This window comes from Caldalkalibacillus salinus, assembly GCF_016745835.1.
Lineage (GTDB): Bacteria > Bacillota > Bacilli > Caldalkalibacillales > JCM-10596 > Caldalkalibacillus_A > Caldalkalibacillus_A salinus.
This window is the reverse complement of the sequence record NZ_JAERVL010000035.1, coordinates 39,728-55,798: the sequence shown is the minus strand read 5'-3', so window position 1 is coordinate 55,798 and position 16,071 is coordinate 39,728. Positions and strand designations below refer to the sequence as shown.

Genomic DNA, 16,071 nt, shown 5'->3' with positions numbered 1-16,071 from the left:
TGGGCTTTTTTACACTGTCTACTCTAAGGGGATAATACCAACTTTAAAGAGAAGGCTTTTTTAATAAAGATAAAACTTAAAAATAATGACGGACTTATTGAGCCGTTTCAACTTGAGCCACGACGTCTTCCCAGCCATCGTTCGTGTGCAAAAATTGGTAGGCTTCACTTTCATAGGCGTCGTCTATGATAGACGGATCTATTTGTGCGGCGGAGATAAGATTTTCCACAGCCGGTTCATGCTGACCTTGAAAAGCAAAGCTTACGCCTTTCCCATAGTAGCCATCCGCTTGGCCAGGGAATGAGTCAATTATGAGGTCGTACATGGCGATCGCTTCTTCATACTCCTCCATGAATACATGGAAGTAAGCACGTGTGTAATAGCCATAATCATCATGGGGAACAAATTCTATCGCTTTCTCACTTAACTGAATCGTTTCTTCATAGCGTTCCTGCATGTTATAAATCTCTATGAGACCAATATAACCGTTAATACTTTTAGGATGGTGCTCTAAATACAGGTCAAAATTCGGTTCTGCCTGTTCGTAATCCTCGAGCATAAAATACGTAAAACCCAAACCATCATATGCTGCTGTCAATGTGTCATCCATTTCTAGTGCTTTTTCATACGACGCGATCGCCTCATCATACTCTTCAAACATGGATTGTATATGACCTCGCACTAAATGCTCGTCGGCTATTTCTGGTGACAGTCCAGATGCTTCTTCTAAGACGGTTAGACCTTCTTCATTTCGGTCTAAATAGTGTAATGCGAGTGCTTTCCCTACCATCGCTTCCTTATGCTCTGGATCTAGCTCAAGTGCACGCTCAAATGACTGTAGGGCTTCCTCTGATGGCGCGTCATTTTGAAAACCATTCGCCTCTGCTATCAATGTTAGCGTGTAACCTTTTTCTTTATAGAGATAAACGTCGTCCGGATGTTCTTCTATTTTTTCATCTAGATAACTGACGATTTCTTCATATTGACCATTATCAAGCAAACCATTAAGCAGTTCCCCATCTACATGGGCTTGTTCATCTAATAAAGCGCATGAAGATAAAATCAATAATAATCCAATGATTACAAAGGCGCCAAGCTTACCTCTCATGATTGATCCCTTTTCGTTTGTTAACATACCATTGTCTCCCTTCGCATATTCACTTTTGAGATGATCACACTGTTAGCAAAAAGAAAAACCTAGACCGAAGTCTAGGTAAGTCTGGTTGCTCATGACAGAATATGCAAATCTTATCACATATTTCGACATATTCCTATCCGATTATGACCTTATTTTCTGTTAAAATCTACATATTAATGTTACTTTTATCCTATTTTACATCTTTGTAGCTCTACACTTGTCGTTTTTATAACGTCTCATCCATGCGGCGGAAAGCGGCAACAGCTGCCTGTATATGATCGTCTGTTATTTCCCGATGGGTCATGAGGCGTATAAGGGTTGGACCAAATGACGTAGCTAGTATGTCATACTCTTCTTTTAGCTTGTGTATAAAGTACTGGGCTGGTTGTCCGGACTTTTCAGTATCAACGAGGACAATGTTCGTTTCAACATGATCCACATCCACTTCAAAGCATGAGAGAGGCGCAATGCCTGCTGCAAGCGCTTTGGCCTGACGATGGTCTTCAGTGAGTCGGTCCACCATGTCTCGGATGGCTAAAAGTCCCGGGGCTGCCATATGGCCTGCTTGGCGCATGCCCCCTCCTAATTTCTTGCGCCACTTTCTGGCACGATCAATCCAATCTCTTGGGCCTGCTAATATTGATCCCATTGGTGCACTTAATCCCTTGGACAGACAGACCTGCACGGTGTCTACGTATTGGGTTAGTGTACTCACAGAAACGTCAAGCGCAACAGCCGCGTTCCACAATCTCGCCCCGTCTAAGTGAACGGGGATATCGTTTTTCTGCGCTACCGTATACACTTCCCACATGTACTCCAGTGGGACAACGGCACCCCCTGCACGGTTATGCGTATTTTCCAAGCAGATAAGAGCTGTCTCTGGAAAATGAATATCATCTGTTCTAATGGCAGCCTCAAGCTCATTTATAGGCATTTGTCCCCGAACACCTTGAATGGTTCTCGTTTGAACACCGGCTAAGCCAGCCATAGCACCCCCTTCATACAGGAAAAGATGCGAATCCTCTTCAAGTAGCACTTCGTCACCAGGGCGCGTATGGTTTAACACCGCTATTTGATTCCCCTGGGTCCCACTCGTGACAAATAACGCCGCTTCCTTTCCTAACACTTGCGCTGCCATTAACTCTAGTTCATTTACCGTTGGGTCTTCTCCGTATACGTCATCGCCCACAGCAGCTTCAAACATGGCAAGCTTCATCTCTTCTGTTGGTTTAGTAACGGTATCACTTCTTAAATCAATCATTTCGATGTCATTCCTTTATGCCTTGTTATAGTTGTTGTATCCACTTATACATCTCATCTTCTCTTTTAGAAAGTAAAGACCTACTCCTGAACCGTTTTTACTTGAGATAATGAGGCTGTCTGTTTCCCGTCCGATAGGAAATCTAGGACAGCAGAGATAAACATTTTCCCTGTGATGGTCATGGCGCGCTCATCTACATCAAACATAGGGTGATGATGTGGATATTCAGCCCCTATCTCTGGATTACCACCACCAACGAAAAAGAATGAGCCCGGCACTTCCTTCAAGTAATAGGCGAAATCCTCTCCACCCATAATAGGGTCCATTCTTTTAACATTTTCTTGCCCTACCACGCTTTGTGCGAGCGTCTCAATCTTTTGTGTTTCGTGCGGATGATTCCATAGTGTGGGATACCCACGCCTATAATTGTAATGATACTTTGCACCGGCCAATTGACAGGTGGCTTCGGCTATCTCTCCTATCGCTTGTTCCACTTGGTCACGGACATCTTCATCGAAGGTACGAACGGTTCCTTTTAATCTGGCTGTGTTAGCGATGACGTTATAGCCTTCACCACTTTGAAAAGAACCGACCGTCACGACAGCCGGCTTCAACGGGTCTACGTGACGGCTGACGATCGGTTGTAAGTTTAGAACGAGCTGACTGGCCACGACCAAAGCATCTTTAGTCATATGCGGCATGGCCCCATGGCCACCTTTACCTTGTACCTCGATCTCAAAAGCATCAGATGCTGCCATCATATCTCCTTCATTGAAACATACCGTTCCGTATGGCTCCGTGGCCCATACGTGGGCACCGAAAATGACGTCTACTCCGTCTAGACAGCCATCTTCGATCATAGGTTTAGCGCCTCCTGGGGCAAGTTCTTCAGCAAATTGATGGATAAAAATCACTGTTCCTTCGAGCTGATCTTTCACTTCACTTAAGACTTTAGCTACACCCAATAAACCTGCCGTATGAATATCGTGACCACAAGCGTGCATGACACCAGGTACTTTGGACTTATAGTCGACATCTTTTTCGTCCTGAATAGATAAAGCATCAAAATCCGCTCGTAAAGCAACGGTCTTGCCTGGTTTATTCCCTTTTAAAACACCGACCACACCATGGCCGCCGACACCTGTTTTAACGTCTAAACCAAGATCAGTCAGGTAATCAGCAATTTTTTTCGGCGTTTGTTCTTCATGAAAAGATAACTCTGGATACATATGCAAATCACGTCTGAACTGCACAAGCTCTGGATAAATGTCTTCTAATCTTTCAAATAGTTGGTCTATCATAAACTCGTCTCCTCCTTGTTCCTCAGGGCCTCTCCACTCCGCTCTACGTCCTACTTTTAAAAGTACACCTGCCCAAATCTGCTAAAATCTGATTTTTCGTATTTCTAACTATTATACACAAGATGACGAAGGGTAGAAAAGATGTATTCCTAAATCGTCCATCTAAAAATCCTATATTTTATGGTTAAAATCGCATGAAATGAAAATAATACAAGTATATCATGACTAAATTTGCTAATAGGAGTCGTTTACCGTGAGCCAAGGACATCATGTTGAACACAATACACTAACAGCTGCAGAGATTTCTGCTGTATGGCAGTTATATATGCAAAATACACTAGCCCTTCAGGTTCTGAAATACTTTAGTCAAACAACGGATGATACGGACATTAAATCAACAATCGATGATAATATCAGCTTTCACATCGAACAGCTTGATCAAACGCGAATGATCTTAGATCAAGTTCAACATCCTATTCCGGATGGTTTTAGTGATAAAGATGTAAATGAAAAGGCGCCCAAGTTATTTACGGATACTTTCGCCCTGTTTTATCTGCATCATATGACCAGTATCAGTATGCAAGAGTTTGTCAAGTCGATTCCTTTACTGGCCGAGCTAGACGTCCGTGATATGTTTAATGAAGCACTCAACCATACCATGGACTTAGCGAACAGGACCGTCAACCTTTTACTAGAAAAAGGACTTTTTGTTCGTCCACCGTATATTCCTGTACCTGAAAAAGTCGCGTATATTAATAAACAAAACTTTCTAACAGGATGGTTTGGAAATCGACGTAGCCTCAACACGTTCGAAATCACAAGTGCCTTTACCAACGTGCAAAATAATGTGATCGGTCGTAGCTTATTGTTAGGCTTTAGGCAAGTAACGGAATCAGAGGAATTGAAGGGCTACTTCCACCGCGGCGTGGAGATTAGTGCAAAGCATATAGAAATCCTGAGCTCAATTTTAAATGAAGAGCATCTTCCACCTGCGATGACTTCAGACACCGCTGTTACGCGTTCTAAAGTCTCACCTTTTTCCGATAAACTCATGATGTATCATATATACTCACTCGTGGCTGCTGGTATTGAGAATTATGGGTATGGAATAGCGAGGAGTTCTAGGCGGGATGTTAGTGCACATTACTCTAGATTATTAATGGAGATTATGCAATACGGGGAGGATGGCGCTAATATCATGATTGATAAAGCTTGGATGGAACAACCTCCACAGGCACCGGACCGTGATCAATTAGCACAGTCATAGTTTGACTCATCTAAGGGAGGCCAACATCGTATGACAAAGGAAAAGACAAAACACAATATTAGACTCACAGCCGCTGAAATGGGGATGCTATGGAATCATTATATGACAGCAAGTATGGCTATTTGTACAACGAAGTATTTCTTAGAAAAAGTTGAGGATGAAGAAGTAGAACCCATCGTCCAATACGCCCTAGAAAACTCAAAGAAGCAGCTTCAGACTGTGAAGGACATCTTTAAGCATGAGAACCATCCAATCCCGATGGGGTTCACAGATGATGATGTCAACCCAGAGGCCCCTCGCTTAATGTCTGATGCCTTCGTTTTATATTACTTAAAATTTATGGGCACGATTGAACTTGCAACAGCGAGTGTGTCCATTAGTGCTGTTGCTCGATCGGATGTCAGTGACTTCTTTCATGAAGTGCTTGCTTCAGCCGCATCGTTACATAGGAAAGCAACCGACCTTATGCTACAAAAAGGTGTGTATATACGTCCACCCTATATTCCCACACCCGTTCGAGTAGATTTCGTCAAAGAGCAGAATTTCCTGACCGGCTTCTTTGGTGAACGCCACCCACTGACGTCTATCGAAATTAGTCACTTGTTTAGCAATGTCATCACCAATGCTATTGGAAAGGTATTTATGATGGCGTTTGCTCAAGTGACACGCTCTCCTGATATTAGAGAATACTTCATTAGAGGGAAACGTATCGCTAACAAGCATATGGAGGTTTTCAGTTCTATCCTTAAGGAGGAGGACCTGCCAGCGCCAATGTCCTGGGACTCACACGTCATGGACACAAAGACAGCCCCTTTTTCTGAAAAACTCATGCTTTTTCACACCACTACCCTTACATCTACGGGATTGGGGAACTATGGTACTGCCATTGCCGGAAGTCAACGTCGTGACTTAGCCACTCACTACTTCAGACTAGCGCAGGAAGTGGCTTTGTACGCTGAAGATGGAGCCAAATTACTGATTAACAAAAATTGGATGGAACAACCACCGCAGACCCCAGATCGTGGGGCACTTATGAGAGGGCAATAAAATAGGACCTGCTTCTGCAAGTCCTGTCTTTTGTCCTATTTGCATCGCTCTTATTTTGGATGGATGAACATCCAAACGTTTAGTCTAGACACGTCTTCATACGTTTCTCATTACCTTACTTGAGAGCGGCCATAGCCACAAGTACCCAGCCTATAAGGAAGGCTAATCCCCCGATAGGTGTAATGGCACCAAGCTTACCGATGCCTGTCATAGCCAAAGTGTACAAGCTACCTGAAAAGAGTATAATGCCAATGAGCAAGGTCCATCCTGCCCAATTGAGTAAGTTTGGATTGAGCCATTGCGCTAAGATACCGACCAAAATTAAACCAATCGCATGCATCATATGGTATTGTACACCCGTCTGAAACACTTCGAAATGGTAGTCTGACAGCTTTCCTTTTAGACCGTGGGCACCAAAAGCACCTAAAGCCACCGTTAAGAACGCATTGATACTCCCCAGTAATACAAACAGTTTCATCATCATTTCCCACCTGCTTTATCCTTTTTTCTGTCGCTCATAGGTTAGACTACCCATATCTTGTCAAAACGGTGAGCAGAAATCAAGTGGCAATTGCTTGAACATACATAGCTAGGTCCCTTCTAGCTCCTCCATCACCTTCATATATTGATGGTTACTCCTTATGATATTCATTTGCAGCGCCTCCTTTTTTTGTATGAGTTAAGTTAAGCTATCCTATCTTTCTTTCAGTATCGCCTGAGATAAACGTCTTGGTAATATTGATGTCGATGGGCATCTCTTTCTAATGCCAAAGGGTCAGGCCGTCCCTCTTCTTCTTTCTCCCAACGAACGTTAATCTCAAAAGTAAGATTAAAAACATGAAAGACCACTTGCGCCTCACCTCCTTTCAAGTTCTCAAAAATAAAAGGACCCATTATGAGGGCCCCTTATATCACATTTGAAAAAGTCAATAACAATGGCAATACCATCATCCATACACTTTTTCTTAGAGATATAAAAGACCACAGGTAAAGATCATGCTTTGGATGATCAACCTGTGGCCCATTTTCTAGTAATTTAGGTCGTTGCCGTTAGACAAACGACATGCCTTACCTATTGTCACTCTCATTTCTACAAAGAGCGACCTGCCGTAAATGTTGACGGAGGTTGTATCCAAGTCAAACCAGATGTGATTGTTTGGATTACACTTAACACACCTGTTAGTAAAGATACGTAGTGAAACTTCCCACTAGCATCGTTAAGGTGTACTGTTGAGTTACCTTGAGTTCCTGAATAAATGACATTGACTTGCATCATGGATACAACCTCCTTTCCTTTCATCTTAATTTTATCTCACTTATACGTTTTCATTCTGACTTCAAAAATGTGTCACTATCATTTTTATCCATCATGTTACCGAAGTTCCATTTCCTACCTAGTATAATACTTCAAGAAAAAAATGTAAAGTTCGGTTTAATGATGACCCTGCGATCCTTGCTGTGATATTAAATCATATGATGCACGTTCCGTTTTTATGCGCAGGCGATCACCCTCACTGGATACTCTGCATTCCCCACTCAATGGAATCTCAAACACAGCTTGAGGGAGTTCTGCGGGCTCTCCATCGGTCATCACTTTTCCCGCGCCCTGCAAGAGCAACGCTCGATCTGCTACGAAATCATCCGGGTCATGATGCATTTGCTCACCCAGACGAGAGCCTTCGAGAAACATTTCAACTTGATCTGTATCGCCATCCTCAATCTTTTGTATAAGAAGTGTACGGTTCACATGATTCTGAAGCCACGCCTCTACTTCTTGATATGATTGCTGCAAAAGTGATCCCTCCTTTGACCTCATAATGTTAGGATATCACTTTATGCCTTTGTTATTCGGGTTGGGGATGGTCTAAGGTAGGAGAATCGTGACGAAAGTTACAAATCGAGCAGCTAGTTTAAGCCATTGAACCGTATGGATTGGTTGATCTATCTAGCGTTAGAGCTGGAGACGTTCTATACGTCTGACCGCTTCTACAAGGCGTGCTTCCTCCGTTAACAAACCGACACGGACGTAAGCGTCACCCCATGAACCGAATCCTATACCCGGTGCTACGGCTATGTGAGCCTCTTCCAACAATAAATTAGCAAAAGAGGTAGAGCTATAGCCATGAGGCACCGGAACCCAGGCAAAGAAGGACCCTGCAGGTCGACGTGCGCCCCATCCTATTCTATCTAACTCAGCGTATAACGCCTCTCTTCTCTTATGATACATATACACCAATTCATCTACACAGGTTTGATCAGATTTCAAAGCCACGGCTGATGCGTGCTGTACCGCACCAAAGAGACTGACAAACTGATGGTCTTGAATCTTGTTAATCAGATGGATCATATGACGATTTCCTAATGCAAAGCCCACTCTCCAGCCGGCCATGTTGTACGTTTTGGACATCGTATATATCTCCACACCCACTTCCTTAGCCCCTGGTGTTTGTAACAAACTGACGGGTTTATGGCCATCGAATCCTATGGCACCGTAGGCAAAGTCGTGCACGACAGCGATATTATGATCATAGGCCATATCAACCGTTTGACGAAAAAAGGCCTCATTAGCCACACCTGTCGTAGGGTTATTGGGATAGTTTAAAAACATCAGTTTAGCGCTAGCCTTCGTTTGTGGGTCAATGTCGTCATAATCAGGTAAAAAAGCGTTTACTTCTCTCAAGGGCATGGTGGCAATATGAGCGCCCGCTAAAGCAATGCCAGATAAATAATCGGGATAACCCGGATCTGGAACTAAGCACGTATCTCCCGGATTGAGCAGACACTGACTCACTTCAATCAGACCGGACTTCCCTCCGAACAGGATCGCCACCTCTTCTTCAGGGTCTAATTGTACACCGTATTCCTTAAGATAATAATCAGCGATAGCTTCCTTTAGAAAAGAGTAGCCTTGGAAGGGGGCGTATCGGTGGTACTGAGGATTTGCGGCCCCTTCTTGCATCGCCTGTACGATATGTGTCGGCGTGGGCTGATCTGGATTTCCTTGGCCTAAATTAATGACATCATACCCTTCGTCAATCTTTTGTTGAACATTGGCCACTAATGAAGCGAAAAATTGCTGGGGCAAATCCGTCATTCTATCTGCAGGTTTGAAACTAATGGTTTTGTGCATTCGTATTCACCTCTTCGTTCGTTCTACATAATATATCCAAATTTTCAGATAATGTAAAGTGTTTTTTTCCGAAAAATTGGACAGCTCCTTCAAAAATGAAGCACTTTCTTTTTGCATTAAAAAGGTGAAAACATTATAATAATATATAATAAGTGAATTAGACGACGGAGGGAGCTCACATGGGACTATTTGTGATCGCAGCTATTACCATTGCATTTTTAGCGGTTATATTCACTGCAGGGTATAATGATAAACCCAAAACAGACGCATAAATAGCCAAAAAATCCAAGTCAATATGACGTTGACTTGGATTTTTTATTGTACTTGTTCCCGCTGTTTCTGTACAAAGTAAGCCATGAACACTTCATCCTGAAACTCGCCGTCGATGATGACTTGTTCTTTCTGATTGCCCTCAGTCACAAACCCGTAGCGTTCATATAATTTGCACGCCCCGACGTTATGAGCGAAAACAGTAAGCCAAACCTTATGTAAGTCGTTCTGTTTGGCCCACTCTATCGTATATTCCATGATTTTTTTACCGATGCCTTTTCCCTGTGCGTCAGGGCTCAACCACGTTCTAAATTTACCCACATGTTTCTTCATTTCTAACTGTTCTCTCAGTATGCGAGCAATTCCCACAACTTGACCTTCAATCTCAACGGCCGTATACATATGACCACGTTCTCTAGCTTTTTTAATAAAATCACGTTCTTGTTCGACCGTTTTGGGACTTTCTTTTTGCAGATACTTTCCGGCTGCTACAATATCCTCACTGGACTTCACAATCTGTTCGGCATCTTCTACTTTTGCTGGTCTCAGCTTCACTGACGTTCCGTCCTTGGCCTCAAAAGACATGATTAATGGTTCACCATGCGTCATTCATCTCACCCCTCTGACGTTAGTATGGGTTGTTGATGAACATAACATGTAAAAAACGGCCACACCTGTTGTCTTACTCTATTTAGGCTAGGTTGATAATGACATCAAGCTGGTCGTTCAAACAATCCTTCTCTAAGTTTTAGTTCCTCATATAACTCTGAGAGGGTGCCACGTTTGTCCACTCGATTGTCTCCAGTACCTCGGTCAATCGCGTATTCTTCAACGAGGAACGTCTTCATTCCGAGTCGGCTGGCCACCATATCTTCCTGCATGTCATTACCGACCATGATACACGCTTCTGGCTGTAGATTTAGCTTATCGCATATGGCCTGGTAATACTCTGCATGCGGCTTCGTAAAGGTACTGTTCTCATATACGGTGACCACTTCAAATGGGAGATCGTCCAAATCTGCCCACGTCAAACGGTGCGCAATAGCTGCATGTGGAAAAACTGGATTCGTCGCTACAGCTACTTTGTAACCTTGGTCTAACGCTTCTTGTACCACTTTTCTGGCGATCGGTGTTGGCTTTGTCCAATCTGCTAACGTGGGAAACACCGTCTCATAAAACTCATCAAAAAGGGGCCACATATCCGCTCGCTCTTTTTCAGATAATGCAAGGAATGTTTGTTCAAAAACCTGTTCATTAGTCAAATGACGTTCTTTGTTCTCAATCATGGCTTGGGTTGCCTTCCACAAAGCATCAACGAATGCCTTGGGGTCCATCTTTTGCGCGACATGCTTGGCGAGTCGCTTCACGTAATTTTCTACAAACTGTTCAGTATCCATTGGTAATAATGTGCCGTCTAGATCAAATAATATTGCTTTTGTCATTGTTTGTTCACCTCAACCCAGGAAATTGCAATTGTCTTAGTGCTTCATACACGAGAATGGCGGCCGTATTAGATAAATTTAGAGAGCGGACATGCTCTACACTCATAGGGATATTCACCCAGTTCTCTTTGTGTTCGTCGAGTATCGACTGAGGGATGCCGGTTGTTTCTTTTCCAAATACGAAGAAATCCCCATCTTGATACGAGATTTCGGTATATGTCTTAGCGCCGTCCGTCTCCACAAAAAAGAACCGGTGCTTAGCATACTGCTCCATACATTCCTGTAATGAATCGTAATAACGGACATCAACAGAATGCCAGTAATCACACCCGGCTCTTTTCAACATGCGGTCATTCGTTGAGAAACCCATCGGCCTAATAATATGTAACGTTGTGTTCGTTGCCGCACATGTCCGTGCAATATTACCTGTGTTATACGGTATTTCAGGTTGATATAGTACGATATGAAATCCCACGATGCCACCTCTATCACGTTGTCATTGTTTTTTTACATGCTGGCTCCTTTAGATATCACTGCTAAAATCCGTTATATAATTGCCTAGATACATACAACATTCTACTTCAGTCATTATACACCTAATGAACATGGATTAAAAATGATCTGCTATTCTAAAAAACTTATATTTTATATTCTCCGTCCAGGCGTGAGAGTCCGTGTAATCCCAATAACGGTTCTGACTGTTACTAGTATGAGCATTCACTAGCGGTTCCCCTGCGCCGTCCTTAGCAACTACAATGGTGGTATGTTGCCAACGTCCATCGCCATCAAAATCGTAACAGATCACATCGCCTGGCCTTAATTGATCAGCGGAAGTCACTTCTCTCCCTCGTAAACCGGACTGACTATTCGGTAAATACCAACGCAAACTATGAGCCACGCTCCAGCTAAAACTCCAATTCACTGGTTCAAAGCGATACCACCATCCCTTGGCACGGTCTGATGAATACTTCATCGGTGCATGACCTGCCCATAAACACTGGGAGATGTAATTCGTACAATCCACCTCAAAGGACCTGAATTGAGGGTTATAATCATTCCACCAGCGATGGGCGTAAGCAACCGCTTTCTCACGATCATACGTCACACGCTTTTCATTCGGGTTCTGAGCTTGATAGACCGGTTCTTCCTCCCATACCACATGTGAGGGTGCATGTTGCTGACCAGCACCTTCAACCTCTTTACCTTCATCTGTTTCTACCCGCCAACGGTCTGCAGACAAATGGCAGACCCGTTGTTCTACCCACCGCTGAAGGTACTCGCTTTGCCTATGTTCAATCCTCCAAGCTATGTTCGCATCATAGTGAACACGGATGCGTTCCTGATCTTCCTCAACGTGCCTCACTCGAATCCGTCCCTTCGACTCTCTCACAGTTGCTCTCCGTGCCTGTAGTTGTTGTTCAACCCTTCTCCACCTGTGCTTCTCATGTTGGGGCATTTGTGGGTTTAACCCACTCAACCGATCCATTAGCTTATCTGAACAGTACGCCTGATTCTTTTTTTTCATATAATTCCTGAACGCATCCTTCCATTGTGTCATAACCCTTCGCCTCCCACCTAAGGTGCTCTGTCAGATGTCTCTATTCTTGATGTATGTGCGCACAGTGGAAATCATGCTTACGATCTACCTATAAGCTGCGGTCCTGATCTCTCCTGAAACGGTCAGTTTCAGCTTATGACTGAAACCATGACGTCAGTCACTCATCATATGACCGCCCACCGTTTTACAATGTAGACGTTCGAACGAAGCGCGGTCAGGTGCACCGCCCTTTCGAAAATATCATTTAAGGGAGAGATGTCATGATGGGTTCTTGTGCAACTTGGGTTTATACAAATGTAGACAGGAAGGTATTCGAGGCATTGAGAGCTGATGCGAAAAAATATGGGGTGGATATACCGGATAAGCCGAGTGGTAAAGTCAATGCTAGCTACGGCATAGTCAGTGTCTCAGCAGATTATAACTGGAGAGAGCCTGAACAAGAGCTTGACATCACTGTCACTTCGAAACCCTTCTTCCTTTCTTGTGGTCAGATGAAAGGATACGCGGATCAAGCGGTGAAATCCCACGGTGGCACACCAAAAAGTATCGCTTCTGTCCTCGCTTTACATAGCATCGACGAGCAGGATCTCTACGCGTCCGGTGCTATCCCTGATGACGTTTTAGGCAAACCGGGTGAGTACAGTTATGCTATTAACATTGGGCCACTATCCATTGAGTTTAAGGCCAGTCTCACCCCCCCTTCTGTCGAAGTAGACGTGAAGCTACTTGGCTATGAGATCGGAAGCTTCAGACTCGATCCCTCGCAACCCAAACAGTGTATTAAAGGTAACGCTTTATTAGCGAATGCGGAATTGTGTGTAGAAGTTGATTTTTCTCATGGCGTCGATGTTGGGATTAGTGGTAAAGTTTGTGCCCTTTCTAGCTGCCGCAGTTTCGATAAAAAGGTGCACATTATAGGTTAACGATCTTCATTACAACAGTTTATGCAGAGAAAGAAGAAAACTGGAGGCCACTATAAGGCCTCTTTTTTCGTTAAAATTCTTATGAGGATGTGGTAACATAAAGAGTGACTAAGTTCCCATTTATCTTAGATTAAGGAGCGTTATCATGCATTTTTTTACCCGCTATCTCGTCAAACTATTAAGAACGAAGTTCATTAACATCATTTCGTTCGCCTTTGTGATTGTCTTTGGGAGCTCTGCAATACTATTTTATATAGAACCTCAGACGTTTGACACGCCCCTTGATGCCTTGTGGTTGGTGATGACGACTGTTGTTACCGTGGGATATGGAGATCTGTCTCCGACCACCACATTGGGCAAGGCTTATACTATGGGGATTTTATACGTCTTCGGCATTGGTATTATCGGGCTCTTAATAGGTAAAGTCATGGACTCATTGTATACTTATCGGCAGCTAAAGGAGGAGGGCAAATTGGAGTATAAAGGTGAAAAACATTATATCTTCATTGGTAGTGTCAGCAAAATTAGACAAGCGATCAAAGAAATATTAGATAGTGACCCTAAAGCCACTTTTGTTTATATTGGAGAACAAGAAAAGAGTCCTTTTCCTGAAGGTCATGTGCACTTTGTTCAGGGATATCCCTCTGATGAGGACGTGCTTCTCAGTGCAAACCTGTTTCATGCACGAAGTGTGTCTATCTTTGCAGACGAGGACATTTCAAACGCTGTCTTTGCAGACGGTAAGTCACTCCTAATTGCCTCTGCGGTTGAAAAACTATCCGAGGAACACAACCAGAATGTCCATACCATCGTAGAAATTATGAAAGAAAGTCATATCTCTAAATTCAAGCATGTTAACATTGACGAATTTATTTTATCTAACGAAGCCATTTCGCGGCTCGTGGCTCAAGCGTCCTTGCATCAGGGGTCTAGTGAATTGTTCCGTCAGCTTATGAGCAAGAAATACGGTGACAATTTATTTGAAATCACGGCCAAACCAGACTGGAAAAATTACCGCGACGCGTTTATGGCGCTATTGAACCAGGGAGCGACACTCGTGGCCGATCGTCATCAGCTGGATATAAACCGGAAGCTTGACGAACCTATTCCTAACGACGCCAAGTTGTTTGTGGTATGTGATAAAGAAACGTATGAGCAGATAAAATAAGGTAACCTCACACTCGTGGTGTATCGGTATAGTGTTTCAAAAAGAATCTAAATTTTATATCAAATGAATGAATGTCATAAGTTATTGAACCGCCCATTCTAGACTACATATAGTATCGAACGTTTTTAACGATATCTATATGTAGTCTAGAATGGGCATAAAATCGGTATTATGAAATTCATTCAAATGTATAGCATTAAAAAATATTTTTGCATTAAAAAACCTTGAAAGGTCTGTACTCCCTTTAAGGTAGGCAAACTTAGTCTACCCACTAGGGTATTCATGACCAATCAAGGTTTTTTAGTTATTAGACGTTCAGTTCATTATCCGTTTCTTTAAAATCCTTTTCATTTAACTGGTTAAAGGCGGGTAAGAACCAAGCAATGAGGCATGGAATAATAGGGAGCAACCCTAGAATCAAAAAGTAATATTGATAACCGAGTAGGCTTACACCCATCCCACCAATCATAGCCCCTATGGGCATCCCAATTCTAGATAATAACATGCGAACTGAAAAAACACGTCCTTTGATATGATCTGGGACCTTCTTTTGGTACAGAGTTGTATTATTGATATTAAATATGACGATAAAAAAGCCGTTGAAGGCAATAAATATAACTGCCAAGGTGATGTTGGTGACAAAACCCAGCCCAACCAAAGAGATAGCACCGAGTAACAAAGCACCTAACATGATCGTTTTTAAATTTTGGTATTCGCTCTTTAAGCCTAGTACAAATGAGCCAAGTATCATGCCCGCCGCAACCCCTGAGGTTAACAAACCGTATTGAAACGCATTCCCATCAAGATGTTCCATCACATAAGGTAATAGAATGGGTTGGGAAGCGCCCGCACTAAGATTAATAGCCACAATGAGAACACCTAACCACATAAACAGGGTATGCTTTTTATAAAATGTAATCCCTTCCTTAAACTCTTTAATCCAATTATGTTTCTTAACTTTGTTCTCTTCGCCTTTCTCCTCACTCTTAGGTAGGCGAGTTAAAATAATGGAGGACATGACCAGTACAGCAATTAACATGACAATGACGAATAGCGGGCTTAGAAATGAAACTAAAACACCGCCCAATGTGGGACCTATCAGCATCATGGTTTGTAGTGTTCCTTCAAGCAAAGAATTTGCTTTCATCAATAAGTTTTTAGGTACAATCGTCGTTAAATAAGCCATACTTGAGGGTCTAAATATAGGTTCGACTAAGCCGACTATAATAGCTGTCATATAAATAAACATGGGGGTCAACGCGTCCATAAAATACAATACTGCCGGTAATATAAAGATAATCCCTCTGGATAATTCAGAGAAGATCATCATGTTCATTAAGGGAAATCGGTCAATATACGGGCCAGAAAACAATTGACTGGTTACGGTTGCGACCATAAATAAAAACCATAATAATCCCATTGAAGTCGTAGAGCTGGTTAGATCATATAATAACCATGACATGATAAAGATAGAAAATGTATTCCCCAAACCTGAAGCGGTTTGAGCGATCCACATGATGATAAAGCTTCTATTTTTTATAAGATTTTTCAAGCCATCCCTTCCTT

General features: G+C 42.8%; 17 protein-coding genes. 4 read left to right on the top strand and 13 right to left on the bottom strand.

Annotated elements, in window-relative coordinates; genetic code table 11:
• Window positions 1–94: 94 nt before the first annotated feature.
• The 3 genes from JKM87_RS16775 to JKM87_RS16765 all read right to left on the bottom strand — a co-directional run bounded on the left by JKM87_RS16775 (window position 95) and on the right by JKM87_RS16765 (window position 3,700).
• Entirely contained in the window at window positions 95–1,135 is a 1,041-nt protein-coding gene (locus JKM87_RS16775; protein ID WP_202081524.1) for a tetratricopeptide repeat protein, read from the bottom strand.
• Window positions 1,136–1,364: 229 nt separating this feature from the next.
• Window positions 1,365–2,399, bottom strand: a complete 1,035-nt coding sequence (ltaE, locus tag JKM87_RS16770) for a low-specificity L-threonine aldolase (RefSeq protein WP_202081523.1) — start codon at window positions 2,397–2,399, stop codon at window positions 1,365–1,367.
• Between the two features lie 80 nt (window positions 2,400–2,479).
• The gene (locus JKM87_RS16765; protein WP_202081522.1) at window positions 2,480–3,700 is read right to left on the bottom strand and encodes a M20 family metallopeptidase; all 1,221 of its coding nucleotides are present in this window, start codon (window positions 3,698–3,700) and stop codon (window positions 2,480–2,482) included.
• Between the two features lie 253 nt (window positions 3,701–3,953).
• On the opposite strand from JKM87_RS16765, the gene JKM87_RS16760 reads away from it, so the two are divergent.
• Window positions 3,954–4,967 carry a DUF3231 family protein gene (locus JKM87_RS16760; RefSeq protein WP_202081521.1) on the top strand — a complete coding sequence of 338 codons (1,014 nt, stop codon included), beginning with the start codon at window positions 3,954–3,956 and terminating at the stop codon, window positions 4,965–4,967.
• A 30-nt stretch (window positions 4,968–4,997) separates the two neighbouring features.
• Window positions 4,998–6,014, top strand: coding sequence for a DUF3231 family protein (locus tag JKM87_RS16755; protein ID WP_202081520.1), 1,017 nt, complete (start codon window positions 4,998–5,000; stop codon window positions 6,012–6,014).
• A gap of 115 nt (window positions 6,015–6,129) precedes the next feature.
• Here JKM87_RS16755 and JKM87_RS16750 read toward each other — a convergent pair whose 3' ends face one another.
• The 9 genes from JKM87_RS16750 to JKM87_RS16710 form a co-directional block, all read right to left on the bottom strand.
• Complete coding sequence (locus JKM87_RS16750) at window positions 6,130–6,495, bottom strand: DUF423 domain-containing protein (RefSeq protein WP_202081519.1); 366 nt, start codon at window positions 6,493–6,495, stop codon at window positions 6,130–6,132.
• Window positions 6,496–6,719: 224 nt separating this feature from the next.
• Window positions 6,720–6,908: a hypothetical protein gene (locus JKM87_RS16745; RefSeq protein ID WP_202081518.1), complete on the bottom strand. Its 189-nt coding sequence runs from the start codon at window positions 6,906–6,908 to the stop codon at window positions 6,720–6,722.
• A gap of 196 nt (window positions 6,909–7,104) precedes the next feature.
• The gene (locus tag JKM87_RS16740) at window positions 7,105–7,290 is read right to left on the bottom strand and encodes a hypothetical protein (protein ID WP_202081517.1); all 186 of its coding nucleotides are present in this window, start codon (window positions 7,288–7,290) and stop codon (window positions 7,105–7,107) included.
• A 156-nt stretch (window positions 7,291–7,446) separates the two neighbouring features.
• Window positions 7,447–7,806, bottom strand: coding sequence for a protein YmzB (gene ymzB, locus JKM87_RS16735; protein ID WP_202081516.1), 360 nt, complete (start codon window positions 7,804–7,806; stop codon window positions 7,447–7,449).
• A gap of 159 nt (window positions 7,807–7,965) precedes the next feature.
• Entirely contained in the window at window positions 7,966–9,144 is a 1,179-nt protein-coding gene (locus JKM87_RS16730) for a pyridoxal phosphate-dependent aminotransferase (RefSeq protein ID WP_236838912.1), read from the bottom strand.
• 315 nt (window positions 9,145–9,459) lie between these two features.
• Window positions 9,460–10,023 (bottom strand): GNAT family N-acetyltransferase, encoded by a 564-nt coding sequence (locus tag JKM87_RS16725; protein ID WP_202081515.1) that lies wholly within the window; start codon window positions 10,021–10,023, stop codon window positions 9,460–9,462.
• Window positions 10,024–10,127: 104 nt separating this feature from the next.
• Window positions 10,128–10,856 carry an HAD family hydrolase gene (locus JKM87_RS16720; protein ID WP_202081514.1) on the bottom strand — a complete coding sequence of 243 codons (729 nt, stop codon included), beginning with the start codon at window positions 10,854–10,856 and terminating at the stop codon, window positions 10,128–10,130.
• 7 nt (window positions 10,857–10,863) lie between these two features.
• Window positions 10,864–11,331 (bottom strand): tRNA (uridine(34)/cytosine(34)/5-carboxymethylaminomethyluridine(34)-2'-O)-methyltransferase TrmL, encoded by a 468-nt coding sequence (trmL, locus tag JKM87_RS16715; RefSeq protein WP_202081513.1) that lies wholly within the window; start codon window positions 11,329–11,331, stop codon window positions 10,864–10,866.
• A gap of 135 nt (window positions 11,332–11,466) precedes the next feature.
• Window positions 11,467–12,414 carry an amidase domain-containing protein gene (locus JKM87_RS16710; protein WP_236838911.1) on the bottom strand — a complete coding sequence of 316 codons (948 nt, stop codon included), beginning with the start codon at window positions 12,412–12,414 and terminating at the stop codon, window positions 11,467–11,469.
• 260 nt (window positions 12,415–12,674) lie between these two features.
• Here JKM87_RS16710 and JKM87_RS16705 point away from each other — a divergent pair, with 260 nt between their 5' ends.
• Both JKM87_RS16705 and JKM87_RS16700 read left to right on the top strand, forming a co-directional pair.
• Window positions 12,675–13,337: a hypothetical protein gene (locus JKM87_RS16705; protein ID WP_202081512.1), complete on the top strand. Its 663-nt coding sequence runs from the start codon at window positions 12,675–12,677 to the stop codon at window positions 13,335–13,337.
• 145 nt (window positions 13,338–13,482) lie between these two features.
• The gene (locus JKM87_RS16700; RefSeq protein WP_202081511.1) at window positions 13,483–14,505 is read left to right on the top strand and encodes an ion channel; all 1,023 of its coding nucleotides are present in this window, start codon (window positions 13,483–13,485) and stop codon (window positions 14,503–14,505) included.
• Window positions 14,506–14,812: 307 nt separating this feature from the next.
• Here the strand turns inward: JKM87_RS16700 and JKM87_RS16695 are convergent, their stop codons facing one another.
• Window positions 14,813–16,057, bottom strand: coding sequence for an MFS transporter (locus JKM87_RS16695; protein ID WP_202081510.1), 1,245 nt, complete (start codon window positions 16,055–16,057; stop codon window positions 14,813–14,815).
• Between the last annotated feature and the right edge of the window lie 14 nt (window positions 16,058–16,071).